Annotated in this window: 13 protein-coding genes; 8 read left to right on the top strand and 5 right to left on the bottom strand. The window is 40.6% G+C overall.

Annotated features, from left to right (window positions below):
• Window positions 1-67: 67 nt before the first annotated feature.
• Together prmA and B4U84_RS06315 are read left to right on the top strand one after the other, a co-directional pair.
• The gene (prmA, locus tag B4U84_RS06320) at window positions 68-988 is read left to right on the top strand and encodes a 50S ribosomal protein L11 methyltransferase (protein ID WP_131116202.1); all 921 of its coding nucleotides are present in this window, start codon (window positions 68-70) and stop codon (window positions 986-988) included.
• Window positions 989-1,086: 98 nt separating this feature from the next.
• Window positions 1,087-1,530, top strand: coding sequence for a hypothetical protein (locus B4U84_RS06315; RefSeq protein ID WP_242677553.1), 444 nt, complete (start codon window positions 1,087-1,089; stop codon window positions 1,528-1,530).
• A gap of 227 nt (window positions 1,531-1,757) precedes the next feature.
• On the opposite strand, the gene B4U84_RS06310 is transcribed toward B4U84_RS06315, so the two are convergent.
• Complete coding sequence (locus B4U84_RS06310) at window positions 1,758-3,266, bottom strand: phenylacetate--CoA ligase family protein (RefSeq protein ID WP_131118748.1); 1,509 nt, start codon at window positions 3,264-3,266, stop codon at window positions 1,758-1,760.
• 216 nt (window positions 3,267-3,482) lie between these two features.
• Between B4U84_RS06310 and B4U84_RS06300 the strand changes: the two genes are divergently transcribed.
• Both B4U84_RS06300 and B4U84_RS06290 read left to right on the top strand, forming a co-directional pair.
• Window positions 3,483-5,192 carry a serine/threonine-protein kinase gene (locus B4U84_RS06300; protein WP_131116195.1) on the top strand — a complete coding sequence of 570 codons (1,710 nt, stop codon included), beginning with the start codon at window positions 3,483-3,485 and terminating at the stop codon, window positions 5,190-5,192.
• Window positions 5,193-5,394: 202 nt separating this feature from the next.
• Entirely contained in the window at window positions 5,395-7,518 is a 2,124-nt protein-coding gene (locus B4U84_RS06290; protein ID WP_131116189.1) for a serine/threonine-protein kinase, read from the top strand.
• A 6-nt stretch (window positions 7,519-7,524) separates the two neighbouring features.
• On the opposite strand, the gene B4U84_RS06285 is transcribed toward B4U84_RS06290, so the two are convergent.
• A complete protein-coding gene (locus B4U84_RS06285; RefSeq protein WP_131116186.1) occupies window positions 7,525-8,163 on the bottom strand; it encodes a Uma2 family endonuclease in 639 nt (212 codons plus the stop codon).
• Window positions 8,164-8,549: 386 nt separating this feature from the next.
• On the opposite strand from B4U84_RS06285, the gene speD reads away from it, so the two are divergent.
• The 4 genes from speD to B4U84_RS06265 all read left to right on the top strand — a co-directional run bounded on the left by speD (window position 8,550) and on the right by B4U84_RS06265 (window position 13,206).
• On the top strand, window positions 8,550-8,990 hold the full coding sequence (gene speD / locus B4U84_RS06280; protein WP_017309199.1) for an adenosylmethionine decarboxylase: 441 nt from the start codon (window positions 8,550-8,552) through the stop codon (window positions 8,988-8,990).
• 25 nt (window positions 8,991-9,015) lie between these two features.
• The gene (locus tag B4U84_RS06275) at window positions 9,016-9,969 is read left to right on the top strand and encodes a fused MFS/spermidine synthase (RefSeq protein ID WP_017309200.1); all 954 of its coding nucleotides are present in this window, start codon (window positions 9,016-9,018) and stop codon (window positions 9,967-9,969) included.
• Window positions 9,970-10,903: 934 nt separating this feature from the next.
• Entirely contained in the window at window positions 10,904-11,887 is a 984-nt protein-coding gene (locus B4U84_RS06270; RefSeq protein ID WP_017309201.1) for an RNA polymerase sigma factor, RpoD/SigA family, read from the top strand.
• A 476-nt stretch (window positions 11,888-12,363) separates the two neighbouring features.
• Window positions 12,364-13,206, top strand: a complete 843-nt coding sequence (locus B4U84_RS06265) for a hypothetical protein (protein ID WP_044450616.1) — start codon at window positions 12,364-12,366, stop codon at window positions 13,204-13,206.
• A 139-nt stretch (window positions 13,207-13,345) separates the two neighbouring features.
• Here B4U84_RS06265 and B4U84_RS06260 read toward each other — a convergent pair whose 3' ends face one another.
• The 3 genes from B4U84_RS06260 to B4U84_RS06250 form a co-directional block, all read right to left on the bottom strand.
• The gene (locus tag B4U84_RS06260; protein ID WP_026081759.1) at window positions 13,346-14,167 is read right to left on the bottom strand and encodes a squalene/phytoene synthase family protein; all 822 of its coding nucleotides are present in this window, start codon (window positions 14,165-14,167) and stop codon (window positions 13,346-13,348) included.
• Window positions 14,168-14,450: 283 nt separating this feature from the next.
• Window positions 14,451-16,361: a squalene--hopene cyclase gene (shc, locus tag B4U84_RS06255; protein ID WP_131116184.1), complete on the bottom strand. Its 1,911-nt coding sequence runs from the start codon at window positions 16,359-16,361 to the stop codon at window positions 14,451-14,453.
• Window positions 16,362-17,041: 680 nt separating this feature from the next.
• On the bottom strand, window positions 17,042-17,479 hold the full coding sequence (locus B4U84_RS06250; protein WP_017309206.1) for a Fur family transcriptional regulator: 438 nt from the start codon (window positions 17,477-17,479) through the stop codon (window positions 17,042-17,044).
• Between the last annotated feature and the right edge of the window lie 511 nt (window positions 17,480-17,990).

Here is a 17,990-nt window from a genome sequence, read left to right as displayed (position 1 = left end):
CAATCCCCTTTCCCCGCTCCCCGCTCCCCGCTCCCCGATCCCCAATCCCCAATCCCCAATAAATCGTATGGCTAACACTTGGTGGGAATTACAAATTATTTGTGAACCAGAACTGGAAGATAGTGTCTTTTGGCGACTGGGGAATTTTGGCTGTCGCGGTACAGCAAGCGAAAAAAAGGGAAATCGCAGTTTGGTTAGGGGTTATTTACCTGTCTTTCAAGCACAACTTTTGGATTTAGCAGCATTATCACTGTGGTTGCGCCAAGACGCCTTGTGTATGGAAGTTGCTGAACCTACTATAAGTTGGCAGTTAATTGACGAACAAGATTGGGCAAGTAGCTGGAAACAATACTGGCTACCGCAAGAAATAGGCGATCGCTTTTTGATTAATCCTGCTTGGTATCCAGTTCCTGAAAACAGCGATCGCTTAATTATTCGCCTCGATCCTGGTATGGCTTTTGGTACAGGGAACCATGCTACAACTCAGTTGTGTTTGGAATCCTTGGAAATGCGATTTTCCGAAGCCCCTGCTGCTTTTTTTGCAGAAAAAGAACAAGTAAAAAATACGGTAATTGCGGATATTGGCTGTGGCTCTGGTATCCTTTCTATCGGGGCATTACTACTAGGAGCCAAGCAAGTCTACGCCGTAGATACTGACCCCTTAGCAGTGCAATCAACTCAAGAAAATCTGTTAATGAACGGCATTGATTCCGAAGGTTTGGTTGTGGCACAAGGTAGTGTAGATGCTGTCGAAAAACTCATCACTGCGCCAGTTGGCGGTATAGTATGCAACATACTAGCAGAAGTAATCATCGAACTGGTTCCTCAAATGAGTGCGATCGCCAAACCCAGTACTTGGGGAATCTTCAGTGGTATTTTAGTCGAACAATCGAAAGCCGTTGCTGATACTTTAGAAAAACATGGTTGGGTGGTTGCTACTTTGTGGAAACGTAAAGAATGGTGTTGTTTAAATGTGCGGCGTTCTTAAACTGGTTAAATGTTGAGCAAGGCTGATAAAGACAAATTTACAGTATAAAATTATACTATATTGCCGATCTGACCTCAGTAATTCTATCAATTACAAGTATGAGTATTATTAGCGCTAGGCTGTATCTACCAAGAGTATTTTTGTATTTGGGTGTAGTATTGGGGATATCAAGTGCGCTGATCTCCAACACTGCCTATTCTCAAACTAATTCTAGAGTTTATTTGAGGGTTACTGCACCTAAAGGTACGTATTTTAAAAGGGAAGTTAGCTGGTATCGACAAGCACCTGACATCTACTTAGATAGCGAAAGGTGTTATGTTGGGCGAAGTCGAGAATTTCTCGTCTCATCTATTCGCCCTCCCACAAGTATGCAACCAGTTAGAGAAAATGATTTTAACTCAAAATTCTTCGGTAATATAGAGTATCCTGGTGCCTACTGGGAAGTGACCTTCCAAAACCCAATTACATGTGGTGGTCAGCAGAATGCTGATACAGGACCTTGGTATATTTATCGGAGGCATGTAGAACGAGTCCGCAGATAAGTTATGAAGCGGGAGAAGGAAGACAAGGAAAATGGCAAGTGTAGGGAGTGTAGGCTGTGGACGAAGTGTGGGAAGTAATGTAGAGACACGATTCATCGCGTCTGGAAGCAGGGAGCTCTTAGCAGGGAGACAAAGGAGAATAACCAATGCCCGATGCCCAATGCTCGATGCCCAATGCCCAATGCTCGATGCCCAATGCCCAATGCCCAATGCCCCATGTCCAATAACTACTTGCGTGTATACCTATGCTTCACTCCCACAGGGAAATACTCTGGATCGCCTGTGCTGGTTAGTATAATTTGTGGCGTTTGGTATTCTTTTGGAACATAGTTAGCAAATTCACTGTTGAGGCGCAATAACTGGGTGAGAACAGAAGCTGCAATAACTTGCGTTCTTGTATCGCTCGCTTCTTCCCCTGGCGCTAATTCTACAACTACAGATAAATACCGATTTTTATCTCCATCTTCTTTTACTTGCATCACAAATTTGCCTGTCACCCAATCTTTAATTTCTGGCTGTTCTAATCCCACCGTGACATTTTCTGGGTAAATATTTGCACCAAAGTAGGACACTGTAAAATTAGAGCGTCCGAAAATGTAAACAAAAGGTAAAGGACGCACACCTCTACCACCGTGAGATTGTAATTCAGTTATGGGGTCGAAACCATACCCAGCCAAAAACTTAAGCATGGCATCGTAAGTAATTACCCCGCCAGCATCTAAGATGTTGTAACGCATTAACGGAATACCGTTGTCTCCAGAAAAGAGTAATGCGCCATCTTTGACTTCAAAAAAGCGGGCAATTGGATCATATTGTACAAGAGTAGGTAAACGCGACTCTCCAAACAAAGTCCGCGCAGCTTCTGGATTTGCTGCTAAAAAACGACGTATACATACACTTAAAGGTGTTTCGTTACCCAATACACCTGCATCTGCTGTGCCGTAGAGTGATGCAGAGTCATAGCACAGATGTTGAAAACCAGCCCTTTCACCTACTAAACTACGCCATTCCTCACTAAATACTTCTCCCGCCATTACCAATTTTATATGATACTGCTGCCACTCAATTCCACGGCTAATACCAGTATCAATTACATCTTTCAGAAAAGGTGGGTATCCCAACAGCACAACCTGATCAAAAGCAGTACCGAGTTCCTGTACTACGCGAAAGATTTCTTCTTTATTATTACCTGGGGTAATTACGGTAATTGGATAACCTTTGCTAGCAAGATAGCGACAACAATTGGTAGTGTACATTCCACCTACCCAAGTCCCCAAAGTGAAACAAATCACAGCGAGAGTACTTCTAGTGTCAGCAGCAAAACTGTCGTGGAATATCTGTTCAAAGCGAGTTGCAATTTGCAACTCATCTGTGAAGAAACGGGGCCAAAATGTGGGTTTTCCTGTGGAACCTGAAGAAACGGCAATCATATCACAGTTTTGTAGCTGTCCATAACGGCACAAATTTGCTAGTGGGTGACGTAACAAATAATTTTCTTTAGTAATCAGTGGCAAAGTTTGGAAATCTGTAAAAGTTTGGATCGATTCAGGATTTATTGCCTGTTCTGCCAAAAAATTTTTGTATGCAGGTACACTAGAAGCTACATCATGAAATAATGACACAACCGTAGATTCGGCTTCAATGTTGACATGCTGTTGTATTAGTGTATCTAAAGGAGTTTGTAAAAATTCTGTATATGCTTCAATTGCCCGTAGTCGTTGAGATTCAGTATTCATAATTTTAATTTTGTTAATTGCTTGGTTGTTAGTGGTTAGCCATTTGTTATTTGTCATTTGTTATTTGTGATTGGGAAGAGACTTGTTAAATAATTCTCCCCACCCTCCCCACTCTCCTTGTCCCCTTTCCCTTGTCCCTCTTCCCAAATCTCCTCCGTAATCACGGCTATCCTTGTTGTAGCTAATAATAAAACCCTTTATCATTTTTTCAGCACCATGCAAGTCTATTGCAGTAAGCAGCACGCCAATAATGGGAGTAATCGTTTTTGTACTCAGTGTGGTGAACCTTTGCCTATTCATCAGGAAGAAATTATTGCCAAGCGTTATAAAATTATTAAACTCTTAGGGCAAGGTGGTTTTGGCCGCACTTATTTGGCGGAAGATATGAAAAAATCTGCTCAAAGGTGTGTGCTGAAAGAATTTGCTCCCCAAGTAGAAGAAGAACAGAATTTAAAAAAAGCGAAAGAATTATTTGAACGAGAAGCTAGTGTCTTAAAAAAACTCCAGCATCCCCAGATTCCACGTTTTCACGCTTCATTGCAAGCCAAAATAGGCAATCATGATTTTTTCTTTTTGGTGCAAGACTATGTAGAGGGTGAAAATTACCTAGACTTGCTAGAAGAACGTCTGAATAAAAGCCAGAGTTTTAGCGAAGAGGAAGTAATTACTCTCCTACAACAAATGTTACCTGTGTTGTCTTATATCCACTCCCAAAATGTAATTCACCGTGATATTTCTCCCGATAATTTGATTTGGCGACATGCTGATAAATTGCCAGTATTAATTGATTTTGGCGGTGTGAAACAATTACCAGCTTCTCAAGGTTTTTGGTTTACTCAAATGGGTGGAATCCGCACTATTTTGGGTAAAAAAGGGTACGCACCAGAGGAACAGCTACGACAAGGAAAAGCTTTTCCTAACAGCGATTTGTATTCATTAGCAGTAACGGCGCTGGTGTTACTAACAGCAAAAGAACCACAAAAACTTTACGATAGCTATCAGGGTAATTGGGACTGGGGAAAGGAAATCAAAGTAAATCCTAACCTAGAAGCCGTGTTAAAAAAAATGCTGGCTTATAAACCAAGCGATCGCTACCAAAATGCCAATCAAGTCCTCAAAGATTTAAAATCACCCACTCCTATCAAAGCTGTCAATCCCCACGTCACAAAACTCAAGACAATGGTAGTTGCACCAGGGCGAAAGAGTGTCAAAGCTCTGGCGACAAGATTCCACAACCAAACCCAGGTTATCGCCCAAAAGTTACCTTTACCTGTGTGGTTACGTCCTTTCGCAATGAGTATGGTTGGAACCACCGTAGTTGCTTTGACTTTTGTCGGTTCTTGGGCGCTAGTCAATGCTGTAATTCAAGGCGTATCATCAATTACCATTCCTACAATTACCCTCCCCAAATTTCCTGATGGTTCCGATTCTCCTACTAAACCAGTGAGTAATCCTAACAACAAAGAAGGAACCCGCATCAGTCAAATCTTAGATCGTCGCGCCCAGCTACAAGTACCAGAAGGATTTTTTAATCAGATAGTAAATGAAATTTTTTATACTAATAATCCAGAATTAAAAGGGCGTTCTCTTTCCTCCGACTCTCAAGATGAAGCATTACGCAAAGAGTGGTACAGCACAGCAGAAGATTTATTAAACAAAATAGAACAAGCTAAACTCAGTACCGAAGCCCGTAGTCAACTGGGAAATTATAACCGAAGAAACTTAGAAACTTGGCGACAGCAAGCCCAAGCAGGAGAATTCGGAGATTACACAATCAAGCAAATCGAAACAGAAACAAATCGAAAATTTGACCGATTATTTCCGGGACAACGCCGTAGTAATGCGAAACTGGATCAGAATACATTTGGTCAGATATGGTATGCGATCGCAGCCGATCAAGTCAGTAAACTAGAATCTGCAAATTAGGGATCGGGGAGCGGGGAGCGGGGAGCGGGAGAAAACACAACAAAAGTTCTTCCTTGTCCTCCTTGTCCTCCTGATCTCCCTTTTACCCTTTCCCCAATCCCCAATCCCCGTACTCTATGAGAAGCCGCTGACGCGTCTACGCGAAGCGTCTCCTCTGGAGAATCCCCTTTCCCCAATCCCCGATCCCCTTTCCCCGATGACCATGAACGTTTTTTGCTCTAAAGGACATGAAAACCCGTCTGGTAGTCGCTTTTGTTTATATTGCGGCGAAAAGCTGGATGCTGCAATTAATCAGGGTATCCAACCGGGACAAACTTTGGGCGATCGCTATTTGATTGTGCGTCAACTTGGTCAAGGAGGGTTTGGACGTACTTATTTAGCTGAAGATATTAACCGCTTTCGAGAACTCTGTGTTTTAAAAGAATTTTCTCCCCAAGTCCAAACTGCTTATGTTTTAAAAAAAGCAGAAGAGTTATTTCAAAGAGAAGCGACTGTTCTCTACAAGTTACAGCATCCGCAAATTCCCCGTTTTCGCGAACTCTTCCGCAGTAATTTTAATGGCAAAGAGTACTTATTTTTAGTGCAGGATTATGTAGAAGGACAAACCTATAGTTCGTTACTAGATGAGCGTCTCCAAAAAGGTTTACGCTTCACAGAATTAGAAGTCACTGAAATTTTGCTACAAATCTTACCAGTATTAAGGTATATCCACTCTCTCAATGTCATTCATCGCGACATATCCCCCGATAACTTAATGCTTCGCAGGATTGACCAACTACCGATTTTAATAGATTTTGGCGGTGTTAAACAAGTCGCGGCTGTAGTCGTCTCTCAATATTACCAACCAAATACAGGTGCTGTAACACCACCAGCTACCTTACTGGGGAAATTTGGTTATGCACCACCAGAACAAATGCAAACGGGATTGGTAGAACCTCACAGCGATCTCTATGCTTTAGCAGCAACAGCATTAGTATTGTTGACAGGGAAACAACCATCTGAACTAATTGATGACAACACCCTTGCTTGGAAGTGGCGACGAGAAATAAGCCTCAGCCCTACACTAGGAGTAGCGTTAGATAAAATGCTTTCTCCGATTCCACAACAACGCTATCAAAGCGCCCACCAAGTCCTACAAGTTCTCAATCCACCCCCAGCGTATTATCCCCCAACTCAACCCCCCGCCCCCATCCGAGTTCCAGAACCATCCACCGCAGCAACTCTAGCCGTTTCCCCATCTCCCCCTACTTCCCCTACTCCCCCCACCTCCCACACTCCAAGCACACCTCAGATCTGGTGGACACCAGAGAAAATCATCTTGGTGTTTTTATTACTGACAACATCTGCGATCGTCGCTGTCTGGGGAGCAAACAGCTTGCTTTTATCGCGTTTTGATGATATAGAACCACAGCCAACACCAACATTCAGTCCCACTAAGCAACCCCTTAATCCCCTTGCTCAATATTCCCCAGCAGAACGATCGCGCAAACAAAGATTACGCGATCGCCGTCAGCGTTTAGGTATTGATGAAAACTTTTATGTGAGTTTGGTAAATCAAATATTTTGGGAGAACAATCCAAGTTTGCAACGGCGCAGTCTCACCAATGAACCAGCAGATGAACAATTACGGGCGCAATGGGATAAAACTGCTGATCAATTATTGCAAAAGCTTACACTGTTAAGTTCACAAAGTAGACAAAAATTGGGTACTTACGGAGGAAGCGATCGCGATCTTTGGAAAGTTGAAGTGAATAACCTAAATGTATCGAGTCGGGCTTTATATGATTTAGGAAATGCAGCATTCTTCCAGCAATTTCCACAACAGGAAAGCAAGAATTATATCGATCAGCCTGTTGGACAAGTTTGGCACGCTTTCGTTGCTGATAAACTCAACGCCATTCTTGCCAGAAGTGCTTTCCAAAAAATTAATTTTGATCTCAACACCACTAGCAAAACAGTTAGCGGTAATCTCAAAAGTTCAGCAGGTAAAGTTTTCATCGCCGATTTGCAACAAGATCAGTTAATTGAAGTGAATTTAGCAGCACATTCGCAAATTTTGTGGTCAATTTATTCGCCCACTGGGAAGTATATGTTTTTAGAAGATTCTCAAAAGCGATCGTGGTCAGGTAAACTTCCAGAAAGCGGATTTTACGAGTTTGTAATTGTGTCACGCAGTTCCCAGCCACTTTCATATCAACTAACTTTAAATGTAGAAAACCCTACTCCCATACCATCACCAACACCAAGCGACACCCCGACATCTGAACCAATATCTGAACCCACACAAACACCGACACCTACATCTAGCCAGACAGCTACACCGTAGGAAATTTTATAAATTATTTTTAATCCAAATTTTCAAAGCTCTAATTGCTTGACTTCTACCAACACTTAGAGTTTGTTTAACATACTCATTAACTAATTCAATAATGGGGATATCAGGAAAATTAGGACTGAAATTAGCTTCTATATATTTTCCTTTTTGTAGTAGATTAATTTGTAATCCATTGTGTGTATACCGCCAAAGTTCAGGAACTTCCAAAATTTCATAATTATCAAAGTAAGTACGGAAAGTAATATCAATTTCTATTCCCAAATCTGGTGGGGGAATGATATTTAAATCTATGCGCTTTTTACCAATCACAGCAGCATAATTCTTAATATAAAAACAAGCATCTGGTTCCACAGCTTGCTTCATGAGTTGATTTTTAAGAGTTGTTGAACCTAAAGATTCAAAATCAATTTGTAATTCTTCCAAAAGAATCTTTACCAAATCTCCTATAATTTCTTTATCTTTCTCATGTTCAGGCAAAGGAACCATAATTTCTAACCAACCGTTACTATAAGAAATTCGTGCTGCACGCTTTTCTCCTAATTCTTCTAAAATATTTTCTAACTGCTGCCAACTAATATCTTTGAGCAACATTTGTTGACCTGGCTTGACAATAACTTGTTGCAGTTCTAAAAGCATAGAATTTCAGAGAGTATATTTCTCTACTGCTATATTTATATCTAAATTGTAATTTATGCTCTTTACTGCATCGGGCATTGGGGATTGGGCATTAGTTATTCTCCTTTGTCTCCCTGCTCCCTGCTAAGAGCTCCCTGCTTCCCCCACTCCCCCCACTTCCAGACGCGATGAATCGCGTCTCTACATTACTCCCCACACTCCCCAATCCCTTACCCTGTGGTAATCTTAAAAATTTCTGCATTTATTTCTACATTTATGTAATAATCATAGGTCTGTGCATAAAAGCATAAGAATCTCTAGTCTTGCAGCAAATTTAAATTCCAAGAAGTAGCAAAATCAATCTTGGAGGCTAATTTCTCGTTAGTTGTTGTATAAGGTGGAAAGAATTGGAAAAGCAATCTTACCTCCCCGAGGAATTATCTTCGGTTCCTGTTGGCAGACACTGTATTCTGGAACTTTACGGCTGTCCAATCAGTTTACTTAATGACATCGGGTTCATAAGAGAGGCTTTACAAGCAGCTGCTAAGACAGCAAAGTCTACTCTACTCAAAGAGATATCATATCAATTTGAACCCTACGGAGTAACTGCATTGGCACTGTTAGCCGAATCTCACATATCGATTCATACTTGGCCAGAAAACGGTTACATAGCAGTAGATGTGTTTACCTGTGGTCAACATACAAAACCGGAGAAAGCTTGCGAATACCTTGTAGAGGCTTTTCAAGCCACTAAGCATGTACTCATGACACTTCCTCGTGGTAGGTTTTCACCAAGTATTCAATCAACAATTAAAGAGTTGGAACATACTCTGCTGGTGAATACGTGATATTGGAAGTAGAGAGAATAATCTTATGCCAGGTAGCGAAGTCGGTGCAGATTTTTGGGTAAATGAGTACATTACTCCTTGGGATATTTATGCTCATGGAGTAACGGCCGTACTTGCTTACCAGAAAACTGAATATCAAGAAATGTACATTGTGGAAACAGGAACCTACGGTAAGGCTCTAGTCCTGGATGGCAAGTGGCAATCTTGTACTGGTGATGAGTTTTTATACCATGAGCCGTTGGTTCACCCTGGAATGATTTTTCATGGCGCACCACGTAAGGTACTAATTCTTGGTGGTGGCGAAGGAGCTACAGCAAGAGAAGTCTTGCGATGGCAGACAGTAGATAAAGTCGTAATGATTGACATTGATGGCGAAGTGGTGGAAGCTTGCAAGCAACACCTGAGCGAAATGCATCAAAACGCCTTTGATGATCCGCGTTTACATGTGGTAATCGCGGATGCACTTCACTTTTTGGATACCACAGATGAAAAATGGGATGTAATTATCTCTGATCTTAGTGATCCAATTGAGTCAGGGCCGTCATTTCAACTATTTACCAAAGAATACTTTGAAAAAGCCAGTCGGGTATTATCACCAAATGGTTTTTTTGTAGTCCAAGCAGGCCCAGTGTCACCAGGGGAATTAAATCTCCATGCACGCTTGGTAAAAACCCTGAATGCAGTTTTTCCGAATGTGAAGTCCTACAGTAGCCATACCTGTACTTATGGCAGACCCTGGGGTTTTATTCTAGCTTCACAGTTAGAGATCAACACTCAACCTGATCCAGAGAAGGTAGATCTGCTGTTACAAGCAAAAACTAGTGGTGGATTCCGCATGTTTGATGGTGTCGCGCTTTTAGGTATGCTGCATTTGCCACTGCATTTGAGAAAAGCGATCGCCACAGAAACCCAAGTTTATACTCTGGCTGAACCTCCCAAATTTTTTGGTCAAGGTTCAGCTGTTCCTGCTCGGAATTAAAATTGGGAATTCGCAATTGCTGAAATTAGTTGCGAAGTTAAATCCCAAATATTTTGGGGTGTAGGCTATGTTCCTCACCCCTTTTTTTATTTTTTTGACTTCACTATGCGTTATAATAGGATTTAGTGTAGGAATCTCCGCAATTGTGTCAAGAAATAAAAGTTTAAACGCAAGAGTGGGAACAGTTGAGTAAATTACTACTTCAGCCACATAAACGTCTATGACGTCTTTATAACTTTTTGTGTGATGGTGCTATTCCTCGCGGAAGTTGAATGAGGATTGAGTTGCTCATAGAAGGTTAGACACACTGCCAAGGAAAATCTTGAAGGTAATTGTTAATTAGTTTTAAGTATATATGCTTATGAGTTTGGTAAAAAAGCTTTGGTTGTGTCCTGTGGAATAGCCAAAATTTTATGTTTCGTAACATCCCCCAATCATACATACTAACTTAGTTCGGTTATCCGGCTACTAACGGCAACACCAAACAAGGTTTTTAGCGTCACTATATATGTAGTTAAGTGTTGCAAAGGATTTTCGACTATTAGATACTTTTTTGGCAAATAGACTTTTTTAGAATATAATGAAGAGCTTTATCTAGACCACTTTACTCTCAGGTAAATTTGTCCTAATATTAAATAAATAGAACTCATACTGACTTCGTATTGTGATCGTCATTGTCGGCGACTTAAAGAAAAGAAGAATTCTTGAAGATAGAGAACTTGTGTTTGTAGAGGTCTGAAAATCTAGAGATAGTAGGGGAACACATCTAAGGAACTAATCGTCTTGACAGGTTCTAAAAACTTAAAAATCAACCTTTTGTAGTAGCTTCCCAGTCTCTCCTAACGTCTACTGATATATGCACAATCCTTTCTAATTAGCCAGAACTATTAAGTATAAGTATTCTTTTGTGTTTGGAGTAGAGGAAAACGCACCAATGCCCACAGTTAATGCTGAACAAGAAAACACTAATGCCAAATTCACAGCTGATATGGTGCGAACCTATTTGCGCGAAATTGGTCGTGTGCCATTGCTCACCCGCGAACAAGAAATTGTTTATGGGAAGCAGGTACAGCAAATGATGACATTGCTGGATGCTAAAGAAGCTTTGGTGAAGAAATTGCGCCGCGAACCTAGCTTGGAAGAATGGGCTGCTCACGTGAAAAAACCTGAATCGGAAGTGAAGCAGACCGTACAGCAAGGTAAGCGCGCAAAGCAAAAGATGATCGAAGCGAACTTACGCTTGGTTGTTGCGATCGCCAAAAAATACCAGAAACGTAACATGGAGTTTCTGGATTTGATTCAAGAAGGAACACTAGGATTAGAGCGTGGTGTAGAGAAATTTGACCCCACACGAGGTTATAAATTCTCAACCTATGCCTACTGGTGGATTCGTCAAGCAATCACTCGTGCGATCGCCCAACAAGGCCGGACTATTCGCTTACCCATCCACATTACCGAAAAGCTGAACAAAATCAAAAAAGTTCAGCGAGAACTTGCTCAAAAATTAGGGCGATCGCCATCTCCTACAGAAATTGCTCAAGAACTGGAATTAGAACCCGCTCAAATTCGCGAGTATCTAAACATGGCCCGCCAACCAGTCTCTTTGGATGTAAAAGTAGGCGATAACCAAGATACAGAACTGCAAGAAATGCTCGAAGATGAAGGCCAGTCACCAGAGTATTACACAACTCAGGAATTCTTGCGCCAAGATTTGAATAACTTGCTTGCAGAACTGACTCCCCAACAGCGAGAAGTATTAGCCTTACGGTTTGGCTTGGAAGATGGAAACGAAATGTCTTTGGCTAAAGTCGGTGAACGCTTGAATCTCAGTCGTGAGCGCGTCCGTCAATTGGAACATCAAGCTCTGGCTCATTTGCGTCGTCGCCGCGCCAATGTTAAAGAGTACATTGCTAGCTAAATGATTAATTTAGCACTATCGGCGACGCGCCTCCTGAACTCAGGGGGCGATTTTTTTAGTTATCAGTTATCAGTTATCAGTTAACAGTTTTCAGTGAACATACAAATTTCAAAACTGTTAACTGTCAAAATCCGGAGTCGAAAGATTTTATTTTGTATTTGCAGATAGATGTACAAAATGGAGGTGTTTTTCCAGCCAAGGCTTCTTTTATTTGAAAAATTACAAAATTTATAAGTATTTTAATGTTCTATGACAATCATACTATTGAATTAGTCTATTGGGAGAAACTGCTATAGCTCAACAAATGGTAGTCTAGGATGAAAGATCAATTCAAATTTAAAGAAAAAATTTATTTGTTAACAGAGTTTTTATCAGACAATATAAATCAACCCTTTGACGGAGTTTTGACGCTTTAATACTTAGTTAAATTTGAACAACAAGCCCAAAAAAGTATTTTTTATTACAGGAGAAATAGGGTGCTTGAACACATTAAAAAATTCCTTCCGCCCCGTCAGTATAGACTCCCCTTAATTGGATTACTGCTTATTCTTGGTGTTGTTGGCGAGAGGAGTAAACCTGTGTTAAGTAACCAACTCGCTAGATTACATATACCTACAAGTCAGGAATTTAGTAATCAAACAACTACTTATAATTGGTTACAGCGCAAGCCTAGTGTTTCTTTAAAATCAACTCCTAGCGATAGAGAAATACGTTTACGCAGAGCGCTTGTAGCATCCTCTACACCAAATCAACTTGATGTAGAAAATAAAACAGCATCTACACAATTACTAAAAAATTCAGGACAAACTTACACTTGGTTACAAGGAAATAATCGTCCTAACTCAGAAACAGCAACATCCTTAAGCAACAAAATAGCAGTAGTAGATACGACCAAAAATCTCCAACAAAGCGCAGCTAAAGCGTCCACAAAAACAACACAAGCTTCCTCAAAATCAAATTTTCCCAGACAAGATGGTGTTTATCTTTACGGACAGTCACCCAAACCAGGACAGTTAGGACAAGGGTATATAGTATTTGAAAAGCGCCGGAATAAAATAATTGGTGCTTTGTATATGCCTAGTTCTGAGTATAGTTGTTTCAATGGAACGCTTAATTCTTCTGGAGAATTGGCGATGACTGTTAGAGGTTATGTTGGAGAAATTAGTCCATCTGAAATTGCGAATAGGAATGGTTTACCTCAAAGAAGTGACGAAGAACCTGATATTTATGGTCATTCGGTGGAATTGCAAGATTACTATCAATTAAACTCAATCACTGGTAGCGATCGCCAAATTTTAAAGACGTGTAAAACTAATTAATAAAGCTATTTGTATGACATCTTGTGAGCCTCTCGCTAGATGTGAATACCCAAATGCTGGGAAATTTTATACAAAAATTATGAATATGAATCCTGAAAATTTCATAATTCATAATTCATAATTTATTGAATCACCATTTCTATTTGCTGAGATTATTCACCTGCTCAAGAAGTGCCATTACATCACTACGACTGAGTTTCTCTCTACCATCAGCGATCGCATTGAGAGTCCCAAAAGCTAAACTGAGAGGAATTTGGCAAAAGTCTAAAGTTGGACCAACACTAAGAGCTTTGGTATAGGCTTCTGCTAAGACTAGATTGCGACGAGCGTATACTTGCATGTTTTCTGCACTCCAACCGCTGGGGAAAAAATTAACGTCACGGGCTAAATCTTCTTTATGGTTACGGAGAATGTTAACTGCTTGTAGACCTCTACCAAATCCCACAGCATAAGTACGATTAGTCTGTGTCCCATCGTACCAAGTCCACAAATCAGAAAGTAACAAGCCAACTGCACCTGCAACCCCAAAAGTATAGCGGTCTAAATCAGACTCTGTATGAATTTTCCAATTTCTTTCTGCCCAATACGCCATCCTATCTGCCATCGCTCCAGTTGCATCCCAAATTCGTGGAGCAATAGTTTCAGGTGCTAGTAGCGCCCATTCCCTAATTCTAACACTGACCTCTGCTAATAATTTTTCGTGAGAACTAAATCCCCCAGAAAAAGCATCAATCGCAAAACCATCAACCCCTGCTTGTAATGTTAAGCTAATTGACCGTAAAATATCTGCTTTGGTCTGGTTATCAAGTTCTGGATGATCTTCAATTTCATCAATGGCTCGCATACACAGATATGCTGATGCTACTGCTTCTTGTAATCCTCGTGGCAAACGGCTAATTGGAATATAAAATGTCCGACTCGTTTGTTTTAAAATCTCCAAAGCCTCTGTCATTAAATCCATTTCCGCATACCTGTGATCGTGTTTGACCATACTAAAAGGTTGAAATTTTTGATGATTTGACTGAATCTTTTTCACTAACAACTTAATAACTTTATTTGCAACTGTTTATTTTGAAAAGTTGGTTAAAATTGTGTAATTTTTTGTTCATCATTAAAACAAAAAAGTTTTGATTGAAATTAATAGCAGGCATCTACGCCATAGAAGCTTCCATAGCGTAGCATTTGGAAGACAATTGTTTCATTAAATCGAATAATTGTCATCCAAACGCTTTATTTCCAATAAGTCAAGCAAATAATTGTTGATACTGACCCAGAGCTATTAAAGGAAAATATTGTTGATAGAGGTGATACTTGAGATAAAAATGACTAGGGAAGCCAGTACCTGTAAAATCGGCTTCATCCCAACTACCATTTGGCAGTTGAGTTACAAGTAAATAGTCAATTCCCTGTTCAATTGCTAGTTTGGCAAAATTGCCAGTTGCTCTACCTGCTGCTATCAGTCCAATTAAAGCCCAAGCTGTCTGAGATGCAGTACTACGTCCTTTTCCCTTCAAACTGGGATCATCGTAACTACGACAAGTCTCACCCCAACCACCATCTGAGTTTTGACAACTAACTAACCAAGTCGCACCCTGTTCTATATTGTGGCGATGAGTTTGAGGAGCAACCAAAGATAAAGCAGCCAAGACACCGCTTGTACCGTAAATATAATTAACTCCCCAACGACCAAACCAACAACCTTCAGACTCTTGCTCATTTAAGAGATATTTAATGGCACGTTGTTGGTTCTCTGTATCAATTGATAGTTGACAACTACCCAACATTTCTAATACTCTGGCGGTGACATCCGCTGTGTTGGGGTCGATCATGGCTTTTAAGTCACCGTAAGGAATTTGATTTAGCCAATCTTGATCATTATCTAGATCAAAAGCAGCCCAACCACCGGGTTTACACTGCATCGAGGCCACCCAATCTACAGCCCGAACCATGGCTTGATGTTTGAGTTTTTCGTTGGGAAGTTCGACCTGATTTAGAGCCATGACTACAACAGCTGTATCATCTACATCAGGGTAAAAGCGATTGTCAAATTCAAATGCCCATCCACCTGGTTTACCTTGGCGATTTTTTACAGCCCAATCACCGTAGTCTAGAATTTGCTTACTTAACAACCATTCGGCCGCTTGTACGACAGCAGGATGATTGGGTGATAAACCAGAATCAACAAGCGCTCTAATTGCCCAAGCTGTATCCCAAACAGGGGAAACACAAGGCTGTACTTGGTAGGTGTCTGCTGTTTCAATGGCAAAGTTATCGACAGCTTGTAATCCTCGCTCCACAATTGGGTCAGCTGGGTTGTAATCCAAACAGCGCAAAGCTAGCAGCGAATTGAGCATAGCAGGAATAATCCCGCCCCAGTCACCTGTAGCTTCTTGGCGCTCTAGTATCCATTTTTCGGCAGCTTTGATACCTTCTGTACGAAAAGGAACTAAATTCAAGTTTTCAGCTAGTTTGAAACCAGAGTCAAGGGTAAGAAATATATCTCCCCAGTTACCATTACGGGGTAATTCATACTTGACTTTTTCTATGCCTTCTGCATATAACTCATTTAGGTTGAAAGCTGGATCAACTCGAAAAACTGGTTTGCGATCGCACACAATCAGCAATGGTACAGTGCTTGATCTTGCCCAACTGGACATTTCGTAGATGTTGAAGAAAAAATTCTCACTCAGCAACATTACCCAGGGTGGTAACGAAGGAACACCCTGCCAACTATAGCAACCAATCAGTGCTAGGTGTAACTTTGTAAAAATGCGAGTCCGACTAATGCCGCCTCGCTCTACAATAAATCTTCTGGCCTTGATCATGGCTGGATCAGTTGGAGCTACACCCAACAGCCTCAACGCCATGTAAGCTTCTACCGATGTACTTAGTTCTCCGCCATCACCAAAAAAAAGCTCCCAGCCACCATGTTCTCGTTGTTGAGAACGCAGATATGCTTCTACTTTGTGCAGGGGTCGAGATTTATCTGTTCCCCAAATTTTATGAAGGAGAACAACCTCCGCAGTAATGGTGACGTTAGACTCTAACTCAGCCCACCAATAACCTTGAGGCTTTTGAATCGAAAGTAAATACTTCTGGCTAGTAGCGATCGCATCTGGTACTTTTGATGCGGTCACTCTGTCTTGAATTTGCATGAAACACTTCTCACACTACACTAAAAAAAGAGGAGTTCGTAGTAAGCACTTGAGTGCTTAGATAAGGACTAAAGTCCTGACTACAAACTTATCAAAATTAATCAAACAAACCACTATTTATACCTTTTAGTAGATTGATTGTAGATCAATTACCAAGTAAACATGGTCATTCTGATCATTGGTAAAGACTCAATTTAAAAGTAAAAAATTTATCATTAAAATTTGCCATCAACATATTACGGTCTTAGAGGATGTTTGTAAATGATTGTGGAGTCATTACCCAATAGCACGTAACCATTCCCACAGCCTCATTGCAGTGGGCTTTATCCCCCTCCCTTGACGAAGCGCAATATAGGGCTTGATTGGGGACACGGGAGACAAGTTAAGGGTTTAAATCCTTAGCTAATAGCACATTGATAAAATCAAGTAGTCTGCTTAAGCAGACTAGAACTATGAGACTGCGATTTCAATCGCAGGCTCACCAACAAACTTTGGTCATCAATGTTACAACATTAAGGCTTACAGTTACAACATTAAGGCTTACAGTTACAACATTAAGGCTTACAGTTACAACATTAAGGCTTACAGTTACAGCATTAAGCCTTACGGTTACAACATTAAGGCTTACGGTTACAGCATTAAGCCTTAAAGCTATAAATTTGAACTAATAGTGCGATCGCTCATGAATTACGATAGCCGTAAAAGTTAATACTATAATCTGTAACTTTTACCCCTGTCTGTTCTTCAACCAAGCGAATAACCTCTTCTGGTAATGTGATATGAACGTCCATAATTTGGTTTGTGTCCAAACAGTTAACATGGCTGTGGGAATCACTGATATTGCCATACAGACGTCCGTCGCAGCGTTCTATACATTCAATGATGCCACCAGAAGATAAGGCTTCTAAATTTTGATATACAGAAGTATGACCGATCGCTTTACCTTGTTGATTGAGGCGATCATAAATTTCTCTAGCAGAAAGATGCTCTTTTGCTTGCCAAAGTAACTCAAGAATAAAGCGACGTTGGCGACTAACACGCATACCCTGCACTTGACACTGCTCTAGTGCATCTTCTAGGGAACGAATAGGTTTTGTAGATATCGTCGGTTTTTGCATATTGATGCTTATTAACTGTTATGCTAAATTTTTTCTTTTCAATGTTTATCGTTATTTATATATCTAACGCTTATTGACTTTTCAAGCCAGCCTGAAACTGTGTTGTGACTAGTAATTGCTGCGGAAATCACAGAATCGGCGAGAGGAATTTTTATGTTTCTTGACAATTGTGCAGTCACACCATAGCCTAAAACAAACTCATTACAACTTTAGCTTAAATTTGTTGTAAACGTCTACCTAAAGGCAAGTGTATTGCCTGTAGTTACTAGCTTGACGTGGGTATAAGGGTGTATTGGGCGAATTAGATCCATCGAACTCACGTTAACCAAACAGCGATCGCATCTGCGGAAGGTAGGATCTAAATCAATACGGTTCGGTTAAGATATGTAGAGACGCGATATATCGCGTCTCTACAGGATTTAAATGCCAATCGATTTGTCTTATCCGAACCGTATTGGGATCTAAATGAATTCGCTGAATATATTGCAGATATTAGTATAAAAAAATAAAG

The organism is Westiellopsis prolifica IICB1 (assembly GCF_004323185.1).
Classification (GTDB): Bacteria; Cyanobacteriota; Cyanobacteriia; order Cyanobacteriales; family Nostocaceae; genus Pelatocladus; species Pelatocladus prolificus_A.
The sequence above is the reverse complement of the archived record's forward strand: the minus strand, read 5'-3'. Positions and strand labels throughout refer to the sequence as shown.

Coding starts and splice junctions, on each gene's coding strand:
- B4U84_RS06275 (WP_017309200.1), top strand. CDS start 9,016: ATGCCAGGTAGCGAAGTCGGTGCAGATTTTTGGGTAAATGAGTACATT.
- B4U84_RS06290 (WP_131116189.1), top strand. CDS start 5,395: ATGAACGTTTTTTGCTCTAAAGGACATGAAAACCCGTCTGGTAGTCGC.
- shc (WP_131116184.1), bottom strand. CDS start 16,361: ATGCAAATTCAAGACAGAGTGACCGCATCAAAAGTACCAGATGCGATC.
- B4U84_RS06270 (WP_017309201.1), top strand. CDS start 10,904: ATGCCCACAGTTAATGCTGAACAAGAAAACACTAATGCCAAATTCACA.
- prmA (WP_131116202.1), top strand. CDS start 68: ATGGCTAACACTTGGTGGGAATTACAAATTATTTGTGAACCAGAACTG.
- B4U84_RS06300 (WP_131116195.1), top strand. CDS start 3,483: ATGCAAGTCTATTGCAGTAAGCAGCACGCCAATAATGGGAGTAATCGT.
- B4U84_RS06260 (WP_026081759.1), bottom strand. CDS start 14,167: ATGGATTTAATGACAGAGGCTTTGGAGATTTTAAAACAAACGAGTCGG.
- B4U84_RS06285 (WP_131116186.1), bottom strand. CDS start 8,163: ATGCTTTTAGAACTGCAACAAGTTATTGTCAAGCCAGGTCAACAAATG.
- B4U84_RS06250 (WP_017309206.1), bottom strand. CDS start 17,479: ATGCAAAAACCGACGATATCTACAAAACCTATTCGTTCCCTAGAAGAT.
- B4U84_RS06315 (WP_242677553.1), top strand. CDS start 1,087: ATGAGTATTATTAGCGCTAGGCTGTATCTACCAAGAGTATTTTTGTAT.
- B4U84_RS06310 (WP_131118748.1), bottom strand. CDS start 3,266: ATGAATACTGAATCTCAACGACTACGGGCAATTGAAGCATATACAGAA.